This is a genomic window from Rhodoligotrophos defluvii, assembly GCF_005281615.1.
Lineage (GTDB): Bacteria > Pseudomonadota > Alphaproteobacteria > Rhizobiales > Im1 > Rhodoligotrophos > Rhodoligotrophos defluvii.
The window spans coordinates 15769-42117 of sequence record NZ_SZZM01000005.1; the positions used below are offsets into that span (position 1 = coordinate 15769).

The following is a 26349-nucleotide window of genomic DNA, read 5'->3' on the forward strand; positions in this document are numbered from 1 at the left end:
TCATTGCGCGGCAACCACGCACTGCCACCCCCGTGTCCAAGGCACGCTCCTTTGGAAAGACTTTAACATCGGCCGGCTTTCTGGCAAATCTCTTTCCCAAAACGTGGGGATTTCAATGGCTTTATAGTTTCCAAGGCGGATAAATGTGGCCCTTTTGCCATAGTGAAAACCATGGCGGGCGGCTCAGTTCCCGAACCACGCCATTCGGACGCCCCTGACGCCGCATCGCAAAAATTGAGGCCTCGTCAGAACCACACGCTCTGCGAGGGGATCTCGGCGACGAAGCTCATCCGCCAGCTGCCAGGCAATTTTGACGATCACCGCCGACTCCATGGCGAGGCGGCGGCTCTTCAGCCGGCCCGGCAGGCGGTCGGCCTCGCGCAGAAGCTCTTCCGTACCGTCGAGACACTTGTCCAGCACGCGCCGCAGACCCGCGCTGGCGCTCGGCCGGTCCAGCGCCTCCACCGTCTCGCCCTCGGCATCCAGCCAGTCGGTGGGCAGGTAGACCCGGTCGAGATTGGCGCGGTCCTTTCCGCAATCCTGCAGATGATTGATCACCTGCAAGGCGTTGCACAGCGCATCGGAGGAGACGTATCCCGCCTGGTCCTCCCCATGGAGGTCGAGGAGGAAGCGGCCGACCGGCGAGGCCGAGCGGTCGCAGTAGTCCATCAGCTCGGCCCAGGTCTTGTACCGGTTCTTCACCGCGTCCTGCTTGAACGCCGACACCAGGTCCAGGCAATGCTGGTCGGTGATGCCCGTCGCCGCCAGCATGCCTCGAGCCGCTGCCGCCTTCTCCAGGCCCGGCTGTTGGGCCAGGACAGGATCGCGCAAGGCCCGGCCGAACAGGTCGAGCCGGGCTAGCTTCTCTGCCGAAGCAAGCTTCGGATCATCGGCAATGTCGTCGATCGCCCGGGCAAAGGCATAGTAGCAGGCCACATGCGGCCGCAGGCGGGCCGGCAGCAGCCAAGACCCGACGGGGAAGTTCTCATCTGAGGCCCCCTTTCCCGACGGGGCTTCAATCGAGGCCGGCGGCCGGCCGGCAGCATTGGCGATCATGCACCGGTGTTTGGCTGATTTCTGCGGCGATCTCAAGAGCGAGTTGCGTGCGGGTACCTCTGCTTGACGGTCGCGCGCGGCATAGGTCACACTGGTTGCGCCAGAAACGAGAATGCACGTGCCTATACGCCGATCCCCTTGTCAAACCACACCAGCCGTGGTCATGACTGCGCGAACCCTTCACGACGAGCTTCTGATTCTCTGCGCCCGGATGGGCTACAATCCGTGAGGTCTCCTGCGTAACCGCCCCGTCGCGTTCGCGCCGAACCGTGTGGCATCGGCAACAGCAGGAGAGAAAACCATGGATCTTCAATCGACCAACCGGAACCCGGACGAGCTGCGCGCGCTGGACCACGCGCATCATCTGCATCCCTTCACCAACCACAAGCTGCTGCACCAGGAAGGCAGCACGCGGATCATCACCCACGCGGACCGCATCTGGCTGTGGGATGCGGACGGCCGCAGGATGCTCGATGCCATGTCGGGCCTGTGGTGCGTGAATGTCGGCTATGGCCGCAAGGAACTGGCCGAAGCCGCCTACCGGCAGATGCTGGAGCTGCCCTACTACAACACCTTCTTCAAGACCTCGAACGTACCGGCGATCGCGCTCGCGGCCAAGATCGCCAGCCTCCTCCCTGAGCGCTTCAACAAGATCTTCTTTGTCAGCTCCGGTTCCGAGGCCAACGACACCATCATCCGCCTGGTGCGGCACTACAACAACCTGCGCGGCAGGCCGCAGAAAAAGGCGTTCATTGCCCGGCGCAATGCCTATCACGGCTCGACCCTGGCGACCGTGAGCCTCGGCGGCATGGAGCCCATGCACAAGCAGGGAGACCTGCCGCTGCCAGGCTTCCATCACGTGCTGCATCCGCACTGGTTCGATTTCGGCGGCGAGCTCACGCCCGACGAGTTCGGGCTCAAGGCGGCCAAGGCGGTGGAGGACAAAATCCTCGAGCTCGGGCCGGAAAACGTCGCCGCCTTCATCGGCGAGCCGATCCAGGGCGCAGCCGGCGTGATCATCCCGCCGCAGACCTACTGGCCGGAGATCAACCGCATCTGCAAGCAGTATGATGTCCTGCTCATCTGTGACGAGGTGGTCTGCGGCTTCGGCCGGACGGGCGAGTGGTTTGGCCTTGACACCTTCGGCATCGAGGCCGATCTGGTCTCCATGGCCAAGGGGTTGTCCTCCGGTTACCTGCCGATCGGCGCCGTGGCGGTGTCCGACGAGGTCGCCGACTTCCTCCATGAGCACGGCGGCGAGTTCTTCCACGGCTATACATATTCGGGCCACCCCACCACCTGCGCGGTGGCCCACGAGAACCTGAGAATTCTGGAGGAGGAAGGCCTGGTGGATCGCGTCCGCCGCCTTGCACCCTATTTCCACGACAGGCTCACGACCTTGGCCGATCACCCCATTGTCGGCGAGGTGAGGTCCATGGGATTGATCGGCGCCTGCGAGCTCACCTGCAACAAGAAGACACGCGCCCGCTTCAATCCCCTGGGCGCGGTGGGCCTGGTCTGCCGCGATCATTGCTTCGATCTGGGGCTGATCATGCGTTCGTGCGCGGACACCATGGTCGTGGCGCCGCCCTTTGTCATCACCGAGCAGGAGATCGATGAAATGGTGAGCCTGGCGCGGCAGGCTTTCGATCTCACCTATCGCGACGTGAAGCACCTGGTCGAATAGGATCCTCCCGGGGAGGATGCCAAGACGGGCCTTGGTTCTATCGGCCCTGGATCACCGGGTCAGGGCGGGTGACGACGATTTTGTTTGGTAATCATAGCTTACGTCATGCCCCGGCTTGACCGGAGCATCCAAGGGCGCCATGGCCTGGGCGTTCCGCTTGGCCCTGGATTGCCGGGTCAAGCCCTGTGATGACGATTTTGTCTTGTCCCGGCCGCGCCTAGGTGCCAAGCCGGGCATCCAGGGGCCGCGATGACAAACGGCTGAAAACGACGATTGGTTAGAGGCTGCTGACAGCCTCCAGGACTAATAACGGTATTGAACGGACCGGATCATAGTTCAATACTTGCCGGGATCCGCTTAAGGTGCCCTAGCCAGCCATTCCGGGAGTCGTGTCATGACCATGAGGAAACCGCGTCTTCGTCCCAGCCGCCGCTCGTTTCTGGCGGGCAGCGCCGTCTTCGCCATGGGGCTCACCTTTGCCAGTCGCGACGTGTTTTCCGAGGAGGAGAAGAAGCTCAACTTCTATAATTGGGATACCTATATCGGTCCCGACACGCTGTCGGACTTCCAGCAGGAGACCGGTATCGCGGTCAAGATGGACCTGTTCGCCGACAATGACGAGCTGTTCGCCAAGCTGAGGGGCGGCAATCCCGGCTATGACGTGATCGTTCCCACCAACGACTATGTGGAGCGCATGATCAAGGCGAACATGCTCATGCCGCTCGACCACGACAAGATCCCGAACTTCGCCAATATCGAGAAGCGCTTCCAGGACGCCAACTTCGATCCCGGCCGCAAGTATTCGCTCCCCTATATGTGGGGCACGGTCGGCATCGGCTACAACAAGGGCGAGGTCGAGGGCACGCCGGACAGCTGGAAATGGCTGTTCGATTCCGACACCTATGCCGGCCGCCTGGCCCTGCTGGGGGATGCCCAGAACGTCATCCAGGCGGCTCTCAAATATCTCGGCTATTCCCTGAACACCACCGATCCCGCCCAGATCAAGCAGGCGGAAGAGCTGATCATTGCCCAGAAGCCGCGCATCAAGGTGTTCGCCGACGACAACGGCCAGGACCTGCTGGCCTCCGGCGAGGTGGTGATCGTGCAGGAATGGAACGGCGACATCCTCCAGGTCATGGAGGAGGACGACGAGCTGAGCTATGTCGCGCCCAAGGAAGGCGGCCTTCTCTGGCAGGATTGCGTGGCGATCCCCGTCGGCGCGCCGCATCCGGACAATGCGCACAAGTTCCTGAACTTCATCAACGACCCGCAGGTGAATGCCGCCATCGCCGAGGCCATTCAGTTCGCAACCCCCAATGCGGCGGCCCTGAAGCTTCTGCCGGAAAGCTACACGGAGAACCCGGTGATCTTCCCGCCTGCCGGAACCTTGGAGAATTACGAGCCCGGTCTCTACCAGGGCGAGGCGGTGACGCGCCTCTACGACGAGGCATGGACCCGCATCAACGCCGCCTGAACCAGGCTTGCGACGGGCGCGCGGCTGCGAGGCGCCGTGCCCCTCGAACAAAAGCAGGGCTGGACACCAAGGCGCCAGCACGCAAGTTATCAGAACAATGGGCGGGTTGAAGGGGGCTCGAACGCGTGGAGAGCTGGCGGCGCAATCCTCTCGTCTTTGCAGTGCTCGCACTGCCCGGCACATTCTGGCTCGTGGTCTTCTTCCTCATACCGCTCGGGATGGTGTGGATCCTGAGCTTCGGGGAAAAGACCTCGATCGTCGACATCGCCATCACCTGGACATCGGCCAACTACCAGCGGGCATTCCAGCCGATCTATCTCGAGATCATCTGGAAATCGATATGGGTGAGCGCCATCGCCACCGCGCTCTGCCTGCTTGTGGCTTACCCCATCGCCTTCCTGATCTCGTTCATGCCGCCGCGGCTCAAGACGCTGTTCCTGCTCGCGGTCATCCTGCCGTTCTGGATCAACATGCTGATCCGCACCTATGCCCTGATCGCCGTGTTCCGGCGCAACGGCCATGTGAACGGCATCCTGGAGTGGCTCTGGGAACTGGGCAATTCGCTGCTGACCGCCATCGGGCTGGGGCAATACCAGCTGCTGGGCGAACGCTTCCAGCCGCTGCCGCTCCTCTATAACGACTTCGCGGTGATGGTGGGCCTCGTCTATGTCTTCCTGCCCTTCATGGTCCTGCCGCTCTATGCGACCATCGACCGGCTCGACAAATCCTATCTCGAAGCAAGTCTTGACCTCGGCGCAAGCCAGGTGCGCACCTTCTTTTCCGTGACGCTGCCGCTGACCATGCCGGGCGTCATCTCCGGCATCATCCTGGTGTTTATCCCGTGCCTCGGCGCCTTCCTGATCCCCGACCTGCTCGGCGGCACCAATGCGCAGATGATCGGCAACGTGATCACCCGTCAGTTCAAGGAAGCGAATGACTGGCCCTTCGGCAGCGCCCTGTCTTTCCTGCTGATGTATGCGACCTTCGCGGCCCTGGCGCTTCGCTCGCTGTTTGCCGGCCGCCGCTCGCAGCTGGAGGCGTGAATGGCGCAGATCACGGCCGGACACCGCGATCTCGGGGCCTCGGCCGAGGCACGCACGCGCGCCACGCGCAGGGTGCGCGACCGGGCAGGGCCCCTGGAGTTCCATCGCCGCAAATGGCTGTGGGCGGTGCTCGGCGTGACCCTGGCGCTGCTTTACGCGCCGATCCTGTCGCTGATGGTGTTTTCCTTCAACAATTCCCGGCGCAACGTGGTGTGGCAGGGCTTCACCACCGACTACTATGTCCGCGCCTGGAACAATGCCTCCCTGATCGAGGCCTTCACCAACTCGCTCACCATCGCCGTGGTCGCCACCATCGTCTCGACCGTCATCGGCGCCATGGTGGCGCTCATGCTCTGGCGCTTCCGCTTTCCCTTCAAGGCAGCCTATGAGGGTTTCATGGTGCTGCCCATCGTGGTGCCGGAGATCTGCATGGGCGTGGCCATGCTCGCCTTCTTCGGCAGCGTCGGCTGGCCGAGCGGCGGACCCTGGCCGCTCAACCTGTCCGCCATCATGATCGCCCATATCGCCTTCTGCTTTCCCTTCGTGGCGATCGTGGTGCGGGCGCGGCTGGCCGGCTTCAACCGCGAGCTCGAGGAGGCTTCCCGCGATCTCGGCGGCAATGAATGGCAGACCTTCCGCTATGTCATCATCCCCTTCCTCAAGCCTGGCCTGGTGGCCGGTGCGCTGCTCGCCTTCACCCTGTCGCTCGACGACTTCGTCATCACCTTCTTCACCTCGGGGCCCAACGCCGTCACCTTCCCGGTGAAGATCTATTCCATGGTGCGCTTCTCCGTGACCCCGGAAGTGAATGCCGCCTCCACCGTGCTCATTCTCATCACAGTGATCGCCACCATCGCCGCTGTGCGGCTGCAGTCCCCCGAACGGGCAGCCGAATAGCCGGAGCAAGCCACGTGCCCGACGCCATCATTTCCATCCGCAATCTCACCAAGGCTTTCCCCGGCGTCATCGCCGTCGACAATGTGAGCCTCGACATCCGGCCGAACGAGTTCTTCGCTCTGTTGGGACCATCAGGCTGCGGCAAGACCACGCTTCTGCGCATGATTGCCGGCTTCGAGGTGCCGACCTCCGGCGAGATCCTGCTTGACGGGCAGGACGTGGCTCACACGCCCCCCAACGAGCGGCCGGTCAACATGGTGTTCCAGTCCTATGCGGTGTTCCCGCACATGACGGTGGCCGAGAATGTCGCCTACGGGCTCAAGGTGAGCGGCGTGCCCAGGGCCGAGATCGGGCCGCGGGTCGAGGAGGCGCTAGCGACCGCTCAGCTCAGCGGTCTCGCCCACCGCAAGCCCGATCAGCTTTCCGGCGGCCAGCGGCAGCGGGTGGCCCTGGCGCGCGCGCTCATCAAGCGGCCCAAGGTGCTGCTGCTGGACGAGCCGCTGTCGGCGCTCGATGCCAAGCTGCGCGAGCAGATGCGGCTGGAACTCACCCGGCTCCAACATTCGGTGGGCATCACCTTCATCATCGTGACCCACGACCAGGACGAGGCGCTGTCCATGGCCAACCGCATCGCGGTCATGAATGCCGGCCGGGTGGCGCAGGTCGCGACGCCCCTGGAGCTCTACGAGAACCCCGCTTCGCGCTTCGTTGCGGATTTCATCGGCAAGGTGAACCTGTTCGAGGGCAGGGTGCTCGCCCAGGACGAGACGGGCCTCACGGTCAGGGCCGGCGGCCTGGGGACGATCCGGGTGCCGCAGACGGGCATCGCCGCGCAGGACGTGTCGGTGATGGTGCGGCCGGAAAAGCTGGCGCTCTCCCGCGCGGAGCCGGCCGGCGGCGATATCATCGTGCGCGGCCGGGTGCGCGACATTGCCTATTTCGGCGATTTCAGCCATGTGTTCGTTGCCACCGATTCAGGGCTGGAGATCACGGCCGACATCCGCAACGACGCGCGCCGGACCGAAATGAGCCTCAGCACGGGCGAAGAGGTCTGGGTATCCTGGCGGCCCGAGGACACGCTGGTGCTGCAGGGGTGATCCACGAGGAGACGAAATGACCGCCAACGAGGCGACCCGCCCGCCGGGCGACGAGGCCTTCCGCAGGAGAGACCTGCGCGGCACCAATATCGAGCCGTCCTATTCCGGCGCGCGCTCGTTCATGCGGCGCAAATACACCCGCGACCTCACGGGCGTCGACATTGCCGTGACCGGAGTACCCTTCGACCAGGCGGTCACCAACCGGCCCGGCACCCGGTTTGCACCGGAGGCGATCCGCCGCGCCTCGGTGCAGCATGCCTGGGGCCCGGTGTGGCCATGGATGTTCGACCCGTTCGACACCCTGGCGGTGATCGACTACGGCGACTGTTGGTTCGACTGGGGAACCCAAGGCGAGATCACCGCCACGATCGAGCAGCATGCCCGCACCATCCTGGAGGGCGGCGCGGAGATGCTCACCTTGGGCGGTGATCACTATGTCAGCTATCCCCTGCTCAAGGCGCATGCAGCGAAGCACGGGCCTGTGGCTCTCGTGCAGTTCGATGCCCATCGCGACGTCGAGCCCGACCCGGGCGGCCGTATCGATCACGGCACCATGTTCGGCTATGCCATACGCGACGGCCTGATCGATCCCGCCCGCTCGGTGCAGCTGGGTATCCGCACCACCTATCACGGCGAGCGCAACCACGGCATCCGCGTCATCTATGCCGACGAGGTGCACCATGCCTCGGCGGTGGAGATTGCCGAGATGATCACCAATGTGGTGGGTGCAGGGCCCGCCTATCTGAGCTTCGACATCGATTTCCTGGACCCCGCCTTCGCCCCGGGCACCGGCACCCCGGTACCGGGTGGCCTGTCGAGCTATCAGGCCCTGGCGATCCTGCGTAAACTCACCCCGGTCAATTTCGTCGGTGCGGATATCGTGGAAGTCTCGCCGCCTTTCGACACGTCCGAGATCACCGCCAATGCCGCCGCGATGATCGCGCTGGAATATCTCTGCTTGAAGGCCTACCAGAAGGGCGCCCGCGGCATGCCCGTCGGTGACTGACGGACGAGGTCTGTGCAGTCCGGCCCCTGGATGCCACGGTCAAGCCGTGGCATGACGTTGTTCAGTGCTTTGGGTTGCGTCATTGCCGCGCTTGACGCGGCAATCCAGGAGCCAAGCGGGAGAGCAGTGCCATCGGCTCCGGGACACGGCTCAACCCAGCGCATCGCGCATGCGGTACCACAGCATGGCCAAAACCAGGAGCGGCGTGCGCATGGGGCCGCCGGGGAAGGGCTGGTGCCGGATGCGCGCCAGCAAATCGAAGCGGCCGGCCTGTCCGGCGATCGCTTCCGCCATGAGCCGCCCACACACCGTGCCCACCACCACGCCCTGGCCCGAGAAACCTTGCGCATAATAAATGGTCTGGTCGAGCCGGCCGAGGTCGGGCATGCGGTTCATGGTGATGCCGATATAGCCGCCCCAGCGATGGCTGAACGGCACATCCGCAAGCTGCGGGAAGACGCGCTTGAGCCGAGGCCGCATCCACGGCTCCACATTTTCGGGGATAAGCCCGGAATAGGTGCAGCGGCCGCCGAACAGCAGGCGCCGGTCGGCCGTGAGCCGGAAATAGTCCAAAACGAAATTCGTGTCCGCCACCGCCTCGTCGTCGCGGATCAGACTGTAGGCGAGCTCGTCCGGCAGCGGCTCGGTGGTGACGACGAAGCTGCCCACCGGCATCACCCGCCGGCGCAGGCCCGGCAGCACGCCTTCGAGATAGGCCCCGCCAGCCGCCACCACGAAGTGGGCGCTGACACTTCCCTCAGCGGTGGTCACCCGCGGCGCCCGTCCGCCCTCCACGCGCACCGCCTGCGATTGCTCGTAGATCTCCACGCCGCATTCCTCGCAAGCATCCGCCAGCCCCAAGCAATAATTCAGCGGGTGGAAATGGCCGGCATGGGCCTCCCGCAGGGCGCCGTGATAGGCTGTTGTCGCCACGCGCGCCATCAGCGCGTCCCGGTCGAGCACGCTGGTGTGGGTATAGCCGTAGGACGCCAGCTCCTCCTGCATTTGCTTGAGGTCATCCACGGCGGAAGGCTTGGGTGCCACGTGCAGGTAGCCCCATTGCAGATCGCAAGCGATGCCATGCTCCGCAATGTTGGAGGCAATCATCACCTTGCCTTCCTCGGCGATGCGGAAGCAGCGCTCCGCATCTGCCCGGCCGAGCTGCGCCTCGACCTTGCCCATGCCGCTGGAAAACCCGGTGCAGATCTGCCCGCCATTGCGGCCGGAAGCGCCCCAGCCGATGGTCTGCCCTTCCAGCAGAATGACCCGGAAGCCGTGCCGGGCGAGCTCATAGGCGGCAGAGAGGCCGGTGAAACCAGCGCCAATCACGCAGACATCCGCGGTGTGCTCTCCTTGGAGCCGCGGGCGCAGCTTATGGGCATTGGCGGTGGCGTGGTAATAGGTCAGCGGCTGCCTGCCGCCGGCCGCAAGCCGCTCTGCATCGCGACCACGCGTCACGCGTTCCTCAGATACCACTGATAGTCGAGCGGCTGGATCTGGTAGTGATAGTTGTCGCATTCGAAGCGGCGAGCCGTGGCAAAGGCGTCCGCATAGCGGTCGCCGAGATACGAGCGGATGATGCGGCCTTGCTGGAAGACATCGAGAGCGCGCGACCAGCGCACCGGCATCTCCGGCGCCTCTTGCGCATAGGCATCGCCCACCACCGGTGGCGGCGGCTCCAGCCGATGGGTGATGCCGTGGTGGATCCCGGCCAGCACGGCCGCTGTTACCAGATAAGGATTGGCATCCGCGCCCGCAACCCGGTGCTCGATCCTGGCAGAGGCGTCATCATGGCCGGGCAGCCTGATCGAGACGGTGCGGTTATTGCCGCCCCAATTGGCCCGAGTGGGCGCATAGGTGCCTGGCCGGAGCCGGCGATACGAATTGGCGTTGGGCGCAAACAGCGCCATCGACTCCGGCATGGCCGCGATCAGCCCGCCAATGGCATGCCGCATGGTCTCGCTGACCGGCCGCTTGATCCGCTTGTCGAGCGGTCCGCCGAACACATTGCGCCCGGCCTCGTCCAGCAGGCTGACATGGACGTGCAGTCCGGACCCTGCCTGCTCGGCGAATGGCTTGGCCATGAAGGTGGCCACGATCCCATGCTTGCGCGCCACCTGCTTGATGCAGCGCTCGAGCAAGATGGCCTGGTCGCACGCGGTGAGCGCATCGGCACAGTAGTGCAGATTGATCTCGAACTGGCCGGCCGCATATTCGGAGACCACGGTCTCCGCCGGCAGCGACTGTGCTTCGCAGGCCACATGAATGTCGGCCAGCACGGGCTCGAAATCGGCCAGGTCCTCCATCCCGCCGACATTGGTCTGGCGCGTCGGATAGGCAGGCGTGGTGGGCTTGGCCGGCCTGATCTCGCCCCGCGCGGCCGCTTCGCCATCGAGGAGGTAGAACTCATACTCGATCGCCACCACCGGCTTCAGCCGCAACTCGGCCAAGCGGCCGACGACGGCGGCCAGCACATGGCGCGGATCGGCAAAGAACGGCGCGCCATCATTCTCATACATGGAAGCAAGCACCTGGGCGGCAGGGCGCTTGCTCCACGGCACGCAGGCCAGGGTGCCGGGCACCGCATGGCAGAGATAGTCGGGGTCGCCGTCGCGAGTGCCATAGGCGTAAGCCGTCACGTTCTGCCCGGTCGAATCGAGCAGATAAATCGAGCCGGGCATGCGCACGCCATCGCTGTTGTACAACTTGCCCAGATAATCCCGGGCCAGCTGCTTGCCGCGGAGAATCCCGTTCATGTCGGGCAGCAGCATGTCGACAGCTGCAATCTCCGGATGCGCATCGAGGAACAATTCTGCCTCGGTTGCGCCGGCTCTCTGCTTCAGCATGATATCCTTGGTGGCCTTGACTCCGCATGGAGCTGATGAAGGTATGGCACGGTCAGGATCATTCTTTAGATGTCGGTTCCTTTCGTCAAGCAACCGGCTTATCCTCGGCGCCCGGTACATCAGCCGGTCCCGACGGCGTCAGGCCTCCGCCCGATGCTTCCAAACGAGCAGTCTTCATGGCTTCCGACAATTTCGAAGAATGGCTTCGTTCGCGTAAGATCGACGAGGTTGAATGTCTCGTGCCGGACATGTCCGGCACGGCGCGTGGCAAGATCCTCCCGGCCACCAAGTTCATCAAGGGCTCGGCCGACCGCGGCCTGAGAGTGCCCGAGGAAATCTTCAGCCTCACCGTCACCGGCCGCTACGTCTGGGAAACCGAGGCATTCAACGATGCCGCCATCGACATGTACCTCAAGCCCGACATGTCGACCCTGCGGCTCGTGCCCTGGTACAGCGAGCCTACCGCCGAGGTGATCTGCGACTGTTTCTATCTCGATGATCAGCCGGTGGAGATGGCGCCCCGCTTCGTGCTCAAGCGCGTGCTGGGGCTCTATCGCGAGCGGGGCTGGAAACCGGTGGTGGCGCCCGAGCTCGAATTCTACCTGGTCAAGCGCAATCTCGACCCGGACTACCCGCTCGAGCCGCCAGTCGGCCGCTCGGGCCGCCAGGAGGCGTTCGGCCAGGCCTATGGCATCGACGCCGCCAACGACTTCGACCCGATCGTGGAGGATATCTACGACTGGTGCGAGGCGCAGAAGATCGACCTCGACACCCTGAGCCACGAGAGCGGGCCCGCGCAGCTCGAAATGAACTTCAACCACGGTGATCCGCTGCTTTTGGCCGACCAGGTGTTCCTGTTCAAGCGCACCGTGCGCCAGGCGGCGCTGAAACACGAGATGTATGCCACGTTCATGGCCAAGCCCCATGAGAAGGAGCCCGGTTCGTCCATGCATCTCCACCAGTCGGTGGTGGATGTGAAGACCGGCCGGAACCTGTTTGCCGACGAGAGCGGCGAGCCCACGGAGCTCCTGCTGCACCATATCGGCGGCCTGCAGCGCTATCTCGGTGCGGCCATGCCGTTCTGCGCCCCCAATGTGAACTCTTACCGGCGGCTGGTGCCCGATTCGGATGCGCCGACCAATGTCCACTGGGGGCGCGACAACCGCACCGTCAGCTTCCGGGTGCCCACATCGGACGCGGCCAACATGCGGGTCGAGAACCGGGTGCCAGGCGCGGATGCCAACCCCTATCTCGCCATCGCCGCGTCCCTCGCCTGCGGCTATCTCGGCATGGTCGAGGAGCTCGAGCCGACGCCGCCGGTGGAAGGCAGCGCCTATCGCTATGCCCACACCCTGCCTCTGCACCTGGAAGAGGCCCTGTCCAAGCTGAACTACACCAAGCCCCTGAAGCAGGTGTTCGGCGAACGCTTCGTCGAGGCCTTCCAGGATGTGAAGGAATACGAGATGCAGCAATACCGCACCGTCATCTCGTCCTGGGAGCGCGAGTTCCTGCTGCTCAACGTGTAATGCGCGGCTCGGCGCCCTAGGCGCGGTCGGGGCATGACGGTTGCCGTTCAAAATCAATTACTTAGGTCATCACCGGGCTTGACCCGGTGATCCAGGGGCCAGCAGGGAAGGCTTGTGCCATGTGGCCCTGGATGCCGGCTCAAGGCCGGCATGACGGGTTTGTTTCAGCCGTTTGCGTATCACCGCGTTTGACGCGGCAATCCAGGGGCCAAGCGGAACGCCCTCGCCGTGCGGCCTTGGATGCCTCGGTCAAGCCGGGGCATGACGGTTGCCCTTCAAAATCAATTACTTACGTCATCGCCGGGCTTGACCCGGTGATCCAGGGGCCAGCAGGGAAGGCTTGTGCCATGTGGCCCTGGATGCCGGCTCAAGGCCGGCATGACGGGTTTGTTTCAGCCGTTTGCGTATCACCGCGTTTGACGCGGCAATCCAGGGGCCAAGCGGAACGCCCTCGCCGTGCGGCCTTGGATGCCTCGGTCAAGCCGGGGCATGACGGTTGCCGTTCAAAATCAATTGCTTACGTCATCACCGGGCTTGACCCGGTGATCCAGGGGCCAGCAGGGAAGGCTTGTGCCATGTGGCCCTGGATGCCGGCTCAAGGCCGGCATGACGGTTGCCGTTCAAAATCAATTACTTACGTCATCACCGGGCTTGACCCGGTGATCCAGGGGCCAGCAGGGAAGGCTTGTGCCATGTGGCCCTGGATGCCGGCTCAAGGCCGGCATGACGGGTTTGTTTCAGCCGTTTGCGTATCACCGCGTTTGACGCGGCAATCCAGGGGCCAAGCGGAACGCCCTTGCCGTGTTGCCCTGGATGCCCCGGTCAAGCCGGGGCATGACGGTTGCCGTTCAAAATCAATTACTTAGGTCATCACCGGGCTTGACCCGGTGATCCAGGGGCCAGCAGGGAAGGCTTGTGCCATGTGGCCCTGGATGCCGGCTCAAGGCCGGCATGACGGGTTTGTTTCAGCCGTTTGCGTATCACCGCGCTTGACGCGGCAATCCGGGGGCCAAGCGGAACGCCCTCGCCGTGCGGCCTTGGATGCCCGGCTCGGTGGTCGGGCATGACGATTCGCCGCGGTAATCCAGGGCCAGGCGTCAAAGCTTGCGCCAGGCACCGCCGGGGTCACCGCCCGCCGCGCAGCGCGCTCAGGGTGGTATAGGCCGAGATCGACTCCAGGCTCGATTTCACATGCACCACCACCGGGGTGGTGGCATCCAGCGCCTCGCGCACCTTGGCCGCGATGTCATCGCCCTTATCGATGGTGATCGCCTTGGCGCCGAACGACCGGGCCCAGGCCGCGAAATCCGGGCTGACGAGCTCGGTGCCGGACACGCGCCGCGGGAATTCCCGCTCCTGATGGGTGCGGATCGTGCCATAGCTGCCATTGTCGGAGATGAACAGCTTCGGCGCGCAGCCGATGGCAATCGCCGTTGCCAGCTCCTGGCCGGTCATCAAGGTGCCGCCATCCCCCACCAGCACGATCACCTGCCGTCCCGGCGCGATCAGGCTGGCCGCCACGCCGGCCGGCACGCCGAACCCCATGGCCCCGGCTATGGCGCCGAGCAGGGTGTTCTTCGGCGTCAGCTTCCAGTGACGGTGCAGCCAGCTCGAGAAATTACCGCTGTCGGTGATGAGGATCGCATCCTCCGCCGCCTGCCGGCTGAGCGCATGAACCACGGCGCCGAAATCGACCCCGTCATCCACGTTGCGCGGCGAAAAGGCGGAATAGCCCTCGATGAAGCGCGCGATATCGGCAACCCAAGCTTCCCGCCCGGCAGGTACCGTGGCGGGACAGGCGGCAAGCGCCTGGAGGAACATCACGGGATCGGCAACGATGCCGAGCTCGGTGCGGAACACCCGCCCGATGACGGCAGGGTCGGGATAAACGTGGATCAGCGGCTGGCGCGGTTCCGGCGCCTGCGGCAGCTGGTAGTTCAGCGTGCCGACATCACCGAGCCGGGTGCCGATCGCGATGATCAGGTCGGCCCTGGACAGCTGCTCCTTGAAAGCGGCCGGCACGCCGAAGCCGAGATGGCCGGCAAACAGCCGGGAATTGTTATCGAACGCCTCCTGGTTCTTCCAGGTGGTCGCCACCGGCACCTGGTGCCGCTCCGCGAGCGCGGCCAGGGCCGCCGTGCCCGCCGGCGTCTTGACGGCACCGCCTACAATCAGCAGCGGCCGCTCCGCCGCGGCCAGCCGCTTGGCCACGGCCCCCACCTGGTCGAGCGCCGGCGCCGAGCGCGCCAGCGGGAAAGGCGAGGGGAGCGCCGTGTGCACCTCGTCCCCGAGCATGTCCTCGGGCAGGGCGATCACCACCGGACCGGGCGTGCCATTCGCCGCGAGATGAAAGGCGCGCGCCAGTGCCTCCGGCAGGCGCTCCCCATCCGAGACTTCCCATACGCCCTTGGCGATCGGGCCGAAGAACTTGCCGTAGTCGACCTCCTGGAACGCGCCGCGGGTGCGCTCTTCGCGGGAGACCTGGCCGATGAAGCAGATCACCGGCACCGCATCCTGCTCCGCCACGTGCAGGGCGATGGAGCCGTTGGTGGCGCCGGGTCCGCGGCTCACCATGAATACGCCCGGCTTGCCCGTGAGCTTCGCCTCGGCCACGGCCATGAAGCCGGCGCCCGATTCATGCCGGCACGGGATGGTGGCGATCTCGGGCGCGTCCACCAGCGCATCGAGCAGGCTCAGATAGCTCTCGCCGGGCACGCAGAACACGCGCTCGACACCGTGCTGCCTCAAGGCTTCAACGATCACATCCGCGGCACGCATGGGGAGATCTCATGAAAGGTGGGGCCCGCCGGACAGCAGGTCTCAGGTGAACATCGAAAGCGTACTTTCAAACGGCAGCCTGGGTAGGATGACCGGCTTTACGGCCGATGTCGAGGGCTGCCGCGCGGGCCGCGCCCACCGGCGCAGCCCGCTTCAGCGCGTCACGCCGCCATGGCGAGCAGCGGCTCCACATAGTCGTAGTTCAGCGCATCCGCCACCGGCTTGCAGGTCACATGGCCGTGATAGACATTGAGCCCATCGCGCAGATGCGGATCATCTTCGAGAGCACGCCGCACGCCTTTGTCGGCCAGGGCGACGACGAAGGGCAACGTGGCGTTGGTCAGCGCGAAGGTGGACGTGCGCGCCACGCCACCGGGCATATTGGCCACGCAATAATGCACGACGCCATCCACCTGATAGGTGGGATCCGCGTGGGTGGTGGGATGCGAGGTCTCGGCGCAGCCGCCCTGGTCGATGGCGACGTCCACGATCACCGAGCCCTTCTTCATCTGCTCGACCAGCTCGCGGCTGATGAGCTTCGGCGCGGCGGCGCCCGGCACCAGCACGGCGCCGATCACCAGATCCGCCGCCGTCACCTCGTCCTCGATGCTGCCGCGGCTCGAATAGAGCGTCTTGACCCGCGCGCCGAAGCGGTTGTCGATGGCCTGCATGGTCTCCGGGCTCTTTTCCAGAATCACCACGTCGGCTCCGGCGCCCGCAGCCATCACTGCTGCGTGCTGCCCCACCATGCCGCCGCCGATGATCACCACCCGCGCCGGCGCCACGCCCGGCACGCCGCCGAGCAGAAGCCCCATGCCGCCCTGCCGCTTCTCCAGGCAATGGGCGCCCGCCTGAATGGACATGCGGCCCGCCACCTGCGACATGGGCGCAAGCAGAGGCAGCCCGCCGCGCGCGCCGGTCACAGTCTCATACGCGATGCAGACGGCGCCGCTGGCGACGAGATCGCGCGCCTGATCGGCATCCGGCGCGAGATGCAGATAGGTGAACAGCACCTGGTCCGGCCGCAGCATCTTCCGTTCCGCGGCCTGCGGCTCCTTCACCTTCACGATCATGTCGGCGCGCGCGAAGATCTCCTCGGGCCCCTCCACGATCTCCGCGCCCGCCCCCCGGTAGTGGTCGTCGCTGAGGCCAACCCCTTCGCCCGCACGCGACTGAACCACAATCTCATGGCCGTGATGACGGAGCTCGCGCACCCCCGTCGGCGTCAAGCCCACGCGGTATTCCTGCGGCTTGACCTCTTTCGGCACCCCAATCAACATGTTCGTGTCTCCAGCAAACGCGATTGCATGCCGCTTCCTTCTACGCTCAAATCGAGCGCCGAGCCAGCGCGGCGTCATCCCTTGGCCGGCCGCCGGCGCGCCCTGCGCCTGCCGAAACGAAAGTGACAAGCCATGTCGATATTCCTCGATGTTCTCAGGTCGCGGCCATGGCTGCTGGCCGATGGAGCGACGGGCACCAACTATTTTGAGATGGGGCTGCAGTCCGGCGATGCGCCGGAATTCTGGTGTTTTGCGCACCCCGAGCGGGTTCGCCAGCTGCACCGGCAGTTTTTCGAGGCTGGCGCGGATATCGTGCTCACCAACAGCTTCGGCGCCAACCGCTACCGGCTCAAGCTACACGATGCCGAACACCGGGTGCGTGAGTTGAACCGGGAGGCGGCGAGGCTGGCCCGCGCCGAGGCGGACCGGGCTGCGGCCGCAACGGGCAGGACGGCGCTGGTGGCGGGTTCCATGGGACCCACGGGCGAGATCTATGCGCCGGTCGGGCCGCTGGCGGTGGCCGATGGCGCCGAGGCCTTTGCCGAGCAGGCCAAAGCCCTGGCCGAGGGCGGCGCCGACGTGCTGTGGATCGAGACGATTTCTTCGGAAGAGGAACTCAGGGCGGCCGTCATGGGCGCCTCGAGTGCCGGCCTGCCCATCGTTGCCACCATGAGCTTCGACACCAACGGCCGCACCATGATGGGCATCACCCCCGGTGATTTCGCGCGCATGGCCATGGGCCTGACCACGCGTCCCGTGGCTATCGGCGCCAATTGCGGCACCGGCGCGGCCGAGCTGGTCGCCAGCGTTCTCGGGATCACCGCCGCCTGTCCCGAGGCGGTGGTGGTGGCCAAGGGTAATTGCGGCATCCCCGAATTCGTTGGCGGCCACATCCATTACAGCGGCACGCCCGAGATCATGGCCGACTATGCCCGGCTGGCGCGCGATGCCGGCGCCCGCATCATCGGCGGCTGCTGCGGCACGAAGCCCGCCCATCTCGCCGCCATGCGCCAAGCATTAGAGGCGCATGAGCAAGGCGCACGGCCCAGTGTGGACGAGGTGAGCTTACGCCTGGGCCAGGTCTCGGCGCTGGCCCAGGGCCAGGCACCCGCCCGCGCCGAACGCGGGCAGCGGGGCGAACGCCGCCGCAGGCGCGCCCATTGATGCGGGCAGGATCCGTCCCGATCAGCTGATCTGGTCGTGCACGGGGGGCAAGTGGAACCACGCCGAAAGCGGATTGTGCGGGTCCTGGAAGATCTCCTGCTCCACGAGACTCACGACAACCGACCCATCCGCCTGCTGGGCAATGGTGGCGGCGGACTTGTGGCCGAATCCGTTTTCATCGAGCACGGTCGGCTGGTGCGGCAGGGCCAGGGTCTCGCCCCTTGCCGAGATGATGTAGTCCTTGTCCGTGATCCGCACGGTCACATCCGCCAGCTGGGCCCCGCCGATGGTGACGTGCCCTACGACCGTCGAGACCGCCTCCTTATAATCGGTTGACCTCAGCTCCCGCGTCAGCCGACCATTGGTGTCGAAAAACGTCGTGGTCTCAGGCGCCTCGTGCGTCTGGTCCACGTCAAATGTCACGGGCGCAACAAATCGAGCCATTGCAAGTTTGCCTCAATAATACGCAAGGATACATTCCATATAAGGTAGTCGAGGGGAGATTCAACTAGAAGGAGAAATCGGGCGCGACGGCACGGCAGGTCGATTTCAGGCTGGTTCACGTCGCAACGCGCGGTGCAGGGATGGCCCGGCGTGCGATAGCTGGATTTGAGCGATGCAGGACGCTGCGGTTTGCGCAGCCTGCCGGACGCGGCACCGGATTGGAGCCTTGGGATGAGCGACGACGGCGAACTCGACCTCAATGCGTTGAACGACGAAGAGCTCGTCCAGCAGATGCATGACGATCTCTATGACGGCCTGAAGGACGAGGTCGTCGAGGGCGTCAACATCCTGCTCGAGCGGGGCTGGGCACCATACAGGGTGCTCACCGAGGCGCTCGTGGAAGGCATGCGCATCGTCGGCATCGACTTCCGCGACGGCATCCTCTTCGTCCCCGAAGTGCTGCTGGCGGCCAATGCCATGAAGGCGGGCATGGCCATTCTGCGGCCGCTGCTGGCTGAGACCGGGGCCCCGAAGATCGGCAAGATGGTCATCGGCACGGTCAAGGGCGACATCCACGACATCGGCAAGAATCTGGTCGGCATGATGATGGAGGGGGCTGGCTTCGAGGTCATCGACCTCGGCATCAACAATCCCGTCGAGAAGTACCTGGAGGCGCTCGAGGAGCATAAGCCGGACATTCTCGGCATGTCGGCGCTGCTCACCACCACCATGCCGTACATGAAGGTCGTCATCGATGCGCTGAAGGAGAAGGGCATCCGCGACGACTATATCGTGCTGGTCGGCGGCGCGCCTCTGAACGAGGAGTTCGCGACCGCGATCGGGGCTGACGCCTATTGCCGTGATGCCGCTGTTGCGGTTGAGACGGCGCGCGAGATGATCCGCCGGCGCCACAACCAGCGCGCTTCCGCTTGAGGCCGCCTCACGCGTCGACCAGGGTGTCGAGATCGCGATCCTGGTCCGGGCCGAGCCCGTGCCGGGTGTGGCGATTGCGGTAGAGATGCACCACCACATTGCTGCCGGACTGCTCCGCCAGGAATGAATAGTTGCGTGCATCCAGCAGATGCGGCACGTAGGCGGTGCGCCGGCCCACGCGGAGCCTGAAACAATCCTCCAGATTGGCGACCGACACAGCCGAGAGCTTCACATTCTTGATCGTGACGCGCTTGATTTCAAGTTTGCCGCGCGTTTCCCCATAGACGGAATGTTGTGCCGGCTGCCCCCGTCCGCCGAGCGTCGGGGCCAGAATATCGATGATGATGGGCAGAGTCGTATCGTCTTCTCGCAAAGCGCAACCCTCGTCCCAATGTCGGCTATGGTCTCGGCGCCTACCAAACAGCGTCAGAAACGACCACCGCATTCGTTGAGCTCCATTCGCCACTGACGAATGACCATAGGAATTCACCCATAACGAGCAGTGAATTGCCATGCTCGCAAAGGGGGAATTCCTGGTGCATACTTAATTGGCGGTTTTGTCCGGGATCTCGTCGCAGGGGGCATGCCGTCGCCCGTGGCGCCCCCTATATTGCGGATATGTCTATTGAACCGGATGCGCCCTATGAGTTCAGACGCGGGCAGGGCAGCGTGCTCCTGATCGCCTGCGGTGCGCTCGCGCGCGAGATCGTCGCTCTGATCGAGGCCAACCGGTGGACGCATTTTGACCTGGCTTGTCTGCCGGCCAAGCTGCACAACCGTCCCGAGCGCATCCCGCAGGCGGTACGGGACAAGATCCGGGAGGGGCGGGCGAAATACCGGAAGATCTTCGTCCTTTATGGGGATTGCGGCACCGGTGGCGAGCTCGACAGGGTCTTGGCGGAGGAAGGCGTGGAGCGGATCGAGGGCCCGCACTGCTATGCGTTCTTCACCGGCAATGCCCTGTTTGCAACGCGGACAGAGGATGACGTGACCAGCTTCTACCTCACCGATTATCTGGCGCGCCATTTCGACAAGCTGATCTGGGAGGGGCTCGGCATCGACCGCCACCCCGAGCTCTTGCCGCTCTATTTCGGAAATTACGAGCGGCTCGTCTATCTCGCCCAGACGGAGGATGCCGGTCTCGCCCAGCGCGCCGAGCAAGCTGCCGCGCGGCTAGGCCTTGCCTATGAGCACCGGTTCACGGGTTTTGGGGATCTGGCGCCTTACCTTTTCGCGCGGGCGACTTGACCTGGGGCTTCGTCTGCACCGGTTGCGGCGACGGCTGCGACAGGACGCCGATCGGAAAGCAGTCGGTGCGCCGATAGCTTTTGGGCAGGCGCGCGACCTCTTCGGGATCCACCTTGCCCGCAAGGGCTGCGGAGGCAAAACGGGAAATCTCCGCCATGTAATCGGTGGAGTCAGCCTGGGCATCGTCAGTCTTCGCCTCGGCGTCCCTGCTTTGCGCGGTCGGCGCCGGTTTTGACGCCGCATCCTCGTCAGGCCGGCCCTGAACCGAACCCTTCGGTATGTAGGTCAGAAGAAGAACCATGGACAGCCCAATCCAAATCGATATTCATCCGCACGAGCCAAGGATCATGCCGGCAAAAGAGTTAACGGGTTATGGTGCGAGGCATGTTCCTCATAGAAACGGATGTCGACGGTTCCGTTCCGAAGTTGCGTGATTTCATAGATGTGGTCGGTCGCATCCAGGTCTTTATAGGGAATTTCTAGAGTGCCGTGCGTGCCGATTGTGATTTTGAACATCTCGGGCCCAGCCTCGACATGAATGTTCTGGCGCGGCTCGTTCTCGATCCTGAGGTGCTGGGTCTCGATCCGTCTGCGGGTCCGGGTAACCAAATGATTACCGTCTCTACAGGTAATATTGTAGAGGATATGCTTGCTGTGAGCGCCGAGGAAGGCAATGCGCACGGTCTCGTCGTCTGGTACTGGCGGCATTACGTGGCAAAGATCGACCAGTGGCTCGAAAGTCCTCATCATAACGCCTACTCCAAATTGACTTGAAGTCCTTCCAAATCACGCCATTAGACAGAGACTTGATGAAAAAACCGCATCCGGGGGTTTAAAGTCGGCATCCGCGCGGGAGGCCGGCCGGACATCACCGTGGCTGCGCACGCGCCTTGAGGAAATGCTCCATATGGAAGCGCGCCTGCGCCGGCCGATAGGTGAACGCCCGACCCACCGGGCAGGCGCGGCGCGCAAGGCAGCCGCTGAAGCAATTCTCGCCACCAGGGGTCTGCAGATGCGCGATGCACGCATCGACCCGATACGCATGGCCGGTGAAGGCACCGACGGGGCAGGCGCTGAGACAGGGGCGGTCGGCGCAGCTGTCGCACGGGTTGACCTGCGCCCCTTGCGGCGGCAGCGCCAGTGGCTCGGAGAACAGCAAGGCCGCGCGATAGGCATGCCACAGGCCATAGACGGGGTGGATGGTGAGCCCGAGCGGTGAGGAGAAGCCGACGCCTGCCGCCTGTGCCCAGCGCTGGAACGGCAGGTAGGGGCGATCGAAGGGGAATACCGCCCCGGTGCCACGCCCAAGCGTGCCGACGAGCGCTGCCACCGCTTCCCGGGTCCACGCGTCCATGGGATCATCCCCGCCGCGTTGTTCCGCGGTGAAGCGCTGCCAGAACCGGGCGCCGGCGTTCCCGATCAGCACCACCGTACGAGCCGGAAGTCCGGGCGCGAGATCGGGCACGGCGTGCTCCTGACCGGGCGAGAACCAGCCCAGCGGCGTGAACCCCGCGGCTGCTATGACCTCCAGCACGTCCCGGCTCATCGGCCTATCTTTCGACGGGCGGGGCACCCTCCTGCCGCGCGTTCTGCATCAACTCTCGGCGCGTGATGTAGAAGGTGCTGAGGATGATCACCACCGCCCCGAGGATCACCGACCACGAGGGAATGTCGCCCCACACCAGGAACCCGAACAGCACCGCCCAGAACAGCCCTGTATATTCCACGGGCGCGATCATCGAAACCTCGCCATAGCGGCAGGCCTGATTGAGGAACAGCTGGCCGACGCTGCCGAACAGGGCCAGCAGCACGAACAGTCCCCAATCGGTCAGGCTCGGCATCTGCCAATACCAGGGCATGAGCGCCGCGCTGACCAGCAGCACCAGGATGCTGTAGTAGAACAGGATCGTGGCGCTGCTCTCGGAATTACTGAGCTGGCGGGCCGAGATCTGGGTGAGCGCATAGAAGAAGGCCGAGGCGAGTGCCGCCAGGCCACCAAGCCCGAACCCCGCATCGCCCGGGCGCATGATGATCACCACGCCGACCATGCCCACCAGGAGCGCGCTCCAGCGGTAGATGCCGACCCGCTCGCCGAGCAGCCCGATGGACAGCAGCGTCATGAACAGGGGCGCGGCAAAAGCGATTGCCACGGCATCCGCCAAGGGCAGGGCGCGCAGCGCGTAATAGAAGAGGAGCATGGTGATCAGGTTGAACACCGCCCGGGTGAGATGCCCGGAAAGCCGCCTCGTCCGGAATTGCCCGAAGCCGCCGCTGCCATGGGCCACCGCCAGCGCGAGGCACAGGCCGCCGATATAGCGCAGGAAGATGATCTGCGGGATCGAGTACCGCGCCGCCAGCCACTTCACCAGCACGTCCAGCGTGCACAGGCAGAAAATGGCCGCGAGCGCGAACAGGATCGCCTTGCGCGGCGCCCGCTGCAACGCCCCGTGCGCGAGGTGGCGCGTATGGAAGCTTGCCATGTTTCTGTTGAGCTGCTCGGTCACGTCAGGCCGCCGGACGGGAGGAATTCTAAGGTCTACTTTGGCTGTATCCTGTCTGTGGCAGCAGACCAAGGTGGAAAGCTGGCTCGCTGCACTTGGCATGGCTGGGTTGCCAAATGCGCAGGGCTGCGGCATTACGCGCATGAGCGCGCCTCACCCGTGGTGAGCTGGATTTGCCCCCGGGGGCGTCGCGCGGCGGCGGCGCAGCGGTGCCTGGGTGTCGATGTCAATTGGGGGCTGAGCATGGCGAGACGTCACCTTCCATCTCTGCGCGCCCTTCAGGCATTCGAGGCCGCTGCGCGGCTCGGCAGCTTTCGCCTGGCGGCGGAGGAGCTTGCGGTCACCCGCTCCGCCGTCAGCCACCAGATACGCCAGCTGGAGGAGATGCTCGGGGTCAGCCTCTTCCGCCGCGACCGCCAGCGGGCGGACCTGACGGAGGCCGGGCAGGACTATTATCCCACGTTGCGCGATGCATTCGACCAGATCGAGGCCAAGACCCGCACCATAAAGCCGGCGAGCGACAGCGGCGAGCTGGTGGTGCAGGTCTATGTCACCGTCGCACTCAAATGGCTGATCCCGCGGCTGCACGACTTCGAGCGGCGCTGTCCCGACGTCAAGCTGCGCTTGTCCACCACCTCGATCGGCTGGGATTTCGAACGCGGCGAGGTGCATGCGGCCTTTCTGCTGGTCCGCCACAAGACACCGGGCTTGCACTATCAGCCGTTGTTCCCCGGTCTGCTGTCACCGGTCTGCAGCCCTGATCTGCTCGGCGGAACCGTCCCGCTCGATCAGCCGTCGGATCTCGGCCATCACCGCCTGATCCGGGTACTTGGGGCCGACGAGGACTGGGCCACCTGGCTTGAGGCCCGCGGCCTCGATCCGATGCTGATCGAGGGCGGGCCGGTCTATGACAGCTATCTCCTGGCCCAGGAGGCGGCCATCGACGGGCGTGGCATCGCCATGACCTTGAGCCCCTTCGCCGAGGACGAAATCCGACTGGGCCGTCTGGTGCGTCCCTTCCCGCCGCCGGTGGCGCACCGGCGCGGCTGGTATTTCGTATGCGAAATGGCCGAGCGCACCCGGCCCAAGATCCGCCGTTTCGAGGCCTGGCTGCGCGAGCAGATCGCCGCCGACCCCGCCATTCAGCAGCTGCTGGTCGGGGCAGCGGATCGGTAGAGCGCCGGCTCAAGGCCGGCATGACGATGATTTCAACGCGCACCCTCGTCATTGCCGCGCTTGACGCGGCAAATGCAGGGCCAAGCGGGAGCCCGGGCCATAGGGCCGCCAAAGCCCCCAGCCGCGGGCATCGCGCTTAGACACCTCGACGGTCCAAGCTGCGGCGGCGGCGCCCCGTGCGCCCATCATCCTCGCGGGAAGGTGCCTTGGATGCCGGCAGCGCCACCACCTGGGCGAGATGGGGGTAGGGCGCCGTCTTGTGCGGAAAGGCCATGGCCGCCACGAAATGCTCCTGGAAGCGAGGCTCCAACGCCGTTTCGATCTTCTCGATCCGGCCGACCACCGTCTCGATTTCGCGCCGCGCGCCGCCGTTGAGCAGGGCGATACGGGCGCCGGTGCCCGCCGCATTGCCAGCGGACGAGACCCGCTCCAAACGGCAGTCGGGGATCATGCCCAGCACCATCGCATGCTTCACGTCGATATGGCTGCCGAAAGCGCCGGCGAGGGTGATGCGGTCGACCTGATCGATGCCCATGGTGTCCATGAGCAGACGCGCGCCCGCATAGAGCGCGGCCTTGGCCAGCTGGATCTGCCGGATATCGTTCTGTGTGATGCGGATCTCGGGCTCGCCGTCCTTGATCAAATAGCTGAAGGTGCGGCCTTGCGGCTCGATCCGTGGCGTTCGCGCGGCGAGCGCACCCTCGATCACCCCGTCCTGGGAGACGATGCCGGCCAGGAACATCTCCGCCACCGCCTCGATGATCCCGGAGCCGCAGATCCCGGTGACGCCCGTGGTCTCCACGGCGGCATCGAAACCTGGCTCATCCGACCATAAATCGCAGCCGATCACCCTGAAGCGTGGTTCAAGCGTCTCAGGGTCGATCCGGATCCGCTCGATCGCCCCTGGCGCTGCCCGCTGGCCCGACGAGATCTGCGCGCCCTCGAAGGCGGGGCCGGTGGGCGAGGAGCAGGCCAGCAGGCGCTGGCGGTTGCCGAGCACGATTTCCGCATTGGTGCCCACGTCCACGATGAGCCAGTTCTCATCCTGCAGGTGCGGCCCTTCCGACAGCACGACCGCCGCCGCATCCGCCCCCACATGGCCTGCTATGCACGGCAGCACGTAAACGCGCGCCCCGTGGTTCATCCGCAGGCCGAGCTCGCGCGCCCGCAGGTTCACCGCACCGGAGGTGGCGAGCGCGAACGGCGCCCCGCCGAGCTCCACCGGGTCGATGCCCAGGAAAAGGTGATGCATGATCGGATTGCCGACGAACACCGCCTCCAGGACCAGGCTCGTGTCGATCCCGGCATCCCGCGTCACCTGCACGAGCAGCGTATTCACCGCATCGCGCACCGCGGCCGTCATCTCCGCGTCCCCGCCGGGGTTCATCATCACATAGGACACCCGGCTCATGAGATCCTCGCCGAAGCGGATCTGCGGATTCATGAGCCCGGCGGAAGCCACCACCTCGCCCGTCGAGAGATCGCACAGATGAGCGGCGATCGTGGTCGAGCCGATATCGCAGGCAATCCCGAAAATCTGATCATGGAAGCCGGGCCAGACCGCCACGATGCGGTTGCCCTCCGGCGGATTGCCATGATGCACGGCGACGGTCACCGTCCACTGGCCCGCCCGCAGCGCCTTCTGCAGGGCCTGGACCACATGCAGATCCGCTTCGAGGCCGGTCACGTTCCACTGCGCCGCAAGCGCCGCATGAAGCCGCTCGAGGTCGCCGGAGGGGTTGTGCATGTCCGGTTCCGCGACCTCCACATAGTAGAGGCGGGTGACCGGATCGAGCGCGATCGCCCGAACCTCGGCCCGCTTGCGGACCACCTGCTTGTGCACCTGGCTTTCCGGCGGCACGTCGATGACCACGTCGCCCATGAGCCGCGCCTGGCAGGAGAGGCGGCGTCCGGGCGGCAGCGCGCGCTTCTCCGCATAGCGCTGCTCCGTCGCGGATACGGGGGAGAGATGGTCGGCGGTGGAGGTCACCCCATGCTTGGCGAACGTGCCCTCGGACAGCTGCACCTGGCAGCGGCCGCAGATCGCCCGGCCGCCGCACACGCTGTCGATGTCGACGCCCAGGCTGCGCGCCGCCTGCAGAATGGGCGTGCCCACGGGAAAGTGCCCCCGTTTGCCCGAGGGGGTGAACACCAGCAATGCGTCCTTTGCCCTGTCGCCTGATCCACTCATGC

General features: G+C 65.0%; 23 protein-coding genes. 11 read left to right on the plus strand and 12 right to left on the minus strand.

The window, feature by feature from the left end:
• Positions 1–183 precede the first annotated feature (183 nt).
• The gene (hpnC, locus tag E4P09_RS19155; RefSeq protein WP_137391252.1) at positions 184–1056 is read right to left on the minus strand and encodes a squalene synthase HpnC; all 873 of its coding nucleotides are present in this window, start codon (positions 1054–1056) and stop codon (positions 184–186) included.
• Positions 1057–1357: 301 nt separating this feature from the next.
• Between hpnC and E4P09_RS19160 the strand changes: the two genes are divergently transcribed.
• The 6 genes from E4P09_RS19160 to speB all read left to right on the plus strand — a co-directional run bounded on the left by E4P09_RS19160 (position 1358) and on the right by speB (position 8260).
• On the plus strand, positions 1358–2743 hold the full coding sequence (locus E4P09_RS19160) for an aspartate aminotransferase family protein (protein ID WP_137391253.1): 1386 nt from the start codon (positions 1358–1360) through the stop codon (positions 2741–2743).
• 394 nt (positions 2744–3137) lie between these two features.
• Positions 3138–4217, plus strand: coding sequence for an ABC transporter substrate-binding protein (locus E4P09_RS19165; protein WP_137391254.1), 1080 nt, complete (start codon positions 3138–3140; stop codon positions 4215–4217).
• Positions 4218–4342: 125 nt separating this feature from the next.
• Entirely contained in the window at positions 4343–5260 is a 918-nt protein-coding gene (locus tag E4P09_RS19170; RefSeq protein WP_137391255.1) for an ABC transporter permease, read from the plus strand.
• Positions 5261–6157, plus strand: a complete 897-nt coding sequence (locus tag E4P09_RS19175; RefSeq protein WP_137391256.1) for an ABC transporter permease — start codon at positions 5261–5263, stop codon at positions 6155–6157.
• A 14-nt stretch (positions 6158–6171) separates the two neighbouring features.
• Complete coding sequence (locus tag E4P09_RS19180) at positions 6172–7254, plus strand: ABC transporter ATP-binding protein (protein ID WP_205042196.1); 1083 nt, start codon at positions 6172–6174, stop codon at positions 7252–7254.
• Positions 7255–7270: 16 nt separating this feature from the next.
• Complete coding sequence (gene speB / locus E4P09_RS19185) at positions 7271–8260, plus strand: agmatinase (RefSeq protein WP_137391257.1); 990 nt, start codon at positions 7271–7273, stop codon at positions 8258–8260.
• Between the two features lie 150 nt (positions 8261–8410).
• Here the strand turns inward: speB and E4P09_RS19190 are convergent, their stop codons facing one another.
• Together E4P09_RS19190 and E4P09_RS19195 are read right to left on the minus strand one after the other, a co-directional pair.
• Entirely contained in the window at positions 8411–9718 is a 1308-nt protein-coding gene (locus tag E4P09_RS19190; protein ID WP_205042197.1) for an NAD(P)/FAD-dependent oxidoreductase, read from the minus strand.
• Positions 9715–11106: a glutamine synthetase family protein gene (locus E4P09_RS19195; protein WP_137391259.1), complete on the minus strand. Its 1392-nt coding sequence runs from the start codon at positions 11104–11106 to the stop codon at positions 9715–9717. The genes E4P09_RS19190 and E4P09_RS19195 overlap by 4 nt, the downstream gene beginning before the upstream one ends.
• Positions 11107–11282: 176 nt before the next feature.
• Between E4P09_RS19195 and E4P09_RS19200 the strand changes: the two genes are divergently transcribed.
• Entirely contained in the window at positions 11283–12632 is a 1350-nt protein-coding gene (locus E4P09_RS19200) for a glutamine synthetase family protein (RefSeq protein ID WP_137391260.1), read from the plus strand.
• A 1125-nt stretch (positions 12633–13757) separates the two neighbouring features.
• On the opposite strand, the gene E4P09_RS19205 is transcribed toward E4P09_RS19200, so the two are convergent.
• Together E4P09_RS19205 and ald are read right to left on the minus strand one after the other, a co-directional pair.
• A complete protein-coding gene (locus E4P09_RS19205; RefSeq protein WP_137391261.1) occupies positions 13758–15410 on the minus strand; it encodes a thiamine pyrophosphate-dependent enzyme in 1653 nt (550 codons plus the stop codon).
• Positions 15411–15571: 161 nt separating this feature from the next.
• Positions 15572–16690, minus strand: coding sequence for an alanine dehydrogenase (gene ald / locus E4P09_RS19210; protein WP_137391262.1), 1119 nt, complete (start codon positions 16688–16690; stop codon positions 15572–15574).
• A 132-nt stretch (positions 16691–16822) separates the two neighbouring features.
• On the opposite strand from ald, the gene bmt reads away from it, so the two are divergent.
• A complete protein-coding gene (gene bmt, locus E4P09_RS19215) occupies positions 16823–17854 on the plus strand; it encodes a betaine--homocysteine S-methyltransferase (protein ID WP_137391263.1) in 1032 nt (343 codons plus the stop codon).
• 21 nt (positions 17855–17875) lie between these two features.
• Here the strand turns inward: bmt and E4P09_RS19220 are convergent, their stop codons facing one another.
• Positions 17876–18298, minus strand: a complete 423-nt coding sequence (locus E4P09_RS19220; RefSeq protein ID WP_137391264.1) for a hypothetical protein — start codon at positions 18296–18298, stop codon at positions 17876–17878.
• Between the two features lie 231 nt (positions 18299–18529).
• Here E4P09_RS19220 and E4P09_RS19225 point away from each other — a divergent pair, with 231 nt between their 5' ends.
• Positions 18530–19231: a corrinoid protein gene (locus E4P09_RS19225; RefSeq protein ID WP_137391265.1), complete on the plus strand. Its 702-nt coding sequence runs from the start codon at positions 18530–18532 to the stop codon at positions 19229–19231.
• A gap of 7 nt (positions 19232–19238) precedes the next feature.
• On the opposite strand, the gene E4P09_RS19230 is transcribed toward E4P09_RS19225, so the two are convergent.
• Positions 19239–19604 carry a hypothetical protein gene (locus tag E4P09_RS19230; RefSeq protein WP_137391266.1) on the minus strand — a complete coding sequence of 122 codons (366 nt, stop codon included), beginning with the start codon at positions 19602–19604 and terminating at the stop codon, positions 19239–19241.
• Positions 19605–19849: 245 nt separating this feature from the next.
• Between E4P09_RS19230 and E4P09_RS19235 the strand changes: the two genes are divergently transcribed.
• Positions 19850–20479 (plus strand): DUF1638 domain-containing protein, encoded by a 630-nt coding sequence (locus E4P09_RS19235; protein WP_137391267.1) that lies wholly within the window; start codon positions 19850–19852, stop codon positions 20477–20479.
• Here the strand turns inward: E4P09_RS19235 and E4P09_RS19240 are convergent.
• From E4P09_RS19240 to E4P09_RS19255, 4 genes are all read right to left on the minus strand, one after another.
• Positions 20430–20780, minus strand: coding sequence for a hypothetical protein (locus E4P09_RS19240; protein ID WP_137391268.1), 351 nt, complete (start codon positions 20778–20780; stop codon positions 20430–20432). The genes E4P09_RS19235 and E4P09_RS19240 overlap by 50 nt on opposite strands.
• A 44-nt stretch (positions 20781–20824) precedes the next feature.
• Positions 20825–21229: a hypothetical protein gene (locus tag E4P09_RS19245; protein WP_137391269.1), complete on the minus strand. Its 405-nt coding sequence runs from the start codon at positions 21227–21229 to the stop codon at positions 20825–20827.
• A 118-nt stretch (positions 21230–21347) separates the two neighbouring features.
• Complete coding sequence (locus E4P09_RS19250) at positions 21348–22025, minus strand: hypothetical protein (protein WP_137391270.1); 678 nt, start codon at positions 22023–22025, stop codon at positions 21348–21350.
• A gap of 4 nt (positions 22026–22029) precedes the next feature.
• The gene (locus E4P09_RS19255; RefSeq protein ID WP_170984508.1) at positions 22030–22983 is read right to left on the minus strand and encodes a DMT family transporter; all 954 of its coding nucleotides are present in this window, start codon (positions 22981–22983) and stop codon (positions 22030–22032) included.
• A 240-nt stretch (positions 22984–23223) separates the two neighbouring features.
• Between E4P09_RS19255 and gcvA the strand changes: the two genes are divergently transcribed.
• A complete protein-coding gene (gene gcvA, locus E4P09_RS19260; RefSeq protein WP_170984509.1) occupies positions 23224–24156 on the plus strand; it encodes a transcriptional regulator GcvA in 933 nt (310 codons plus the stop codon).
• A gap of 136 nt (positions 24157–24292) precedes the next feature.
• Here gcvA and E4P09_RS19265 read toward each other — a convergent pair whose 3' ends face one another.
• The gene (locus E4P09_RS19265; protein ID WP_137391273.1) at positions 24293–26347 is read right to left on the minus strand and encodes an ASKHA domain-containing protein; all 2055 of its coding nucleotides are present in this window, start codon (positions 26345–26347) and stop codon (positions 24293–24295) included.
• Positions 26348–26349 lie beyond the last annotated feature (2 nt).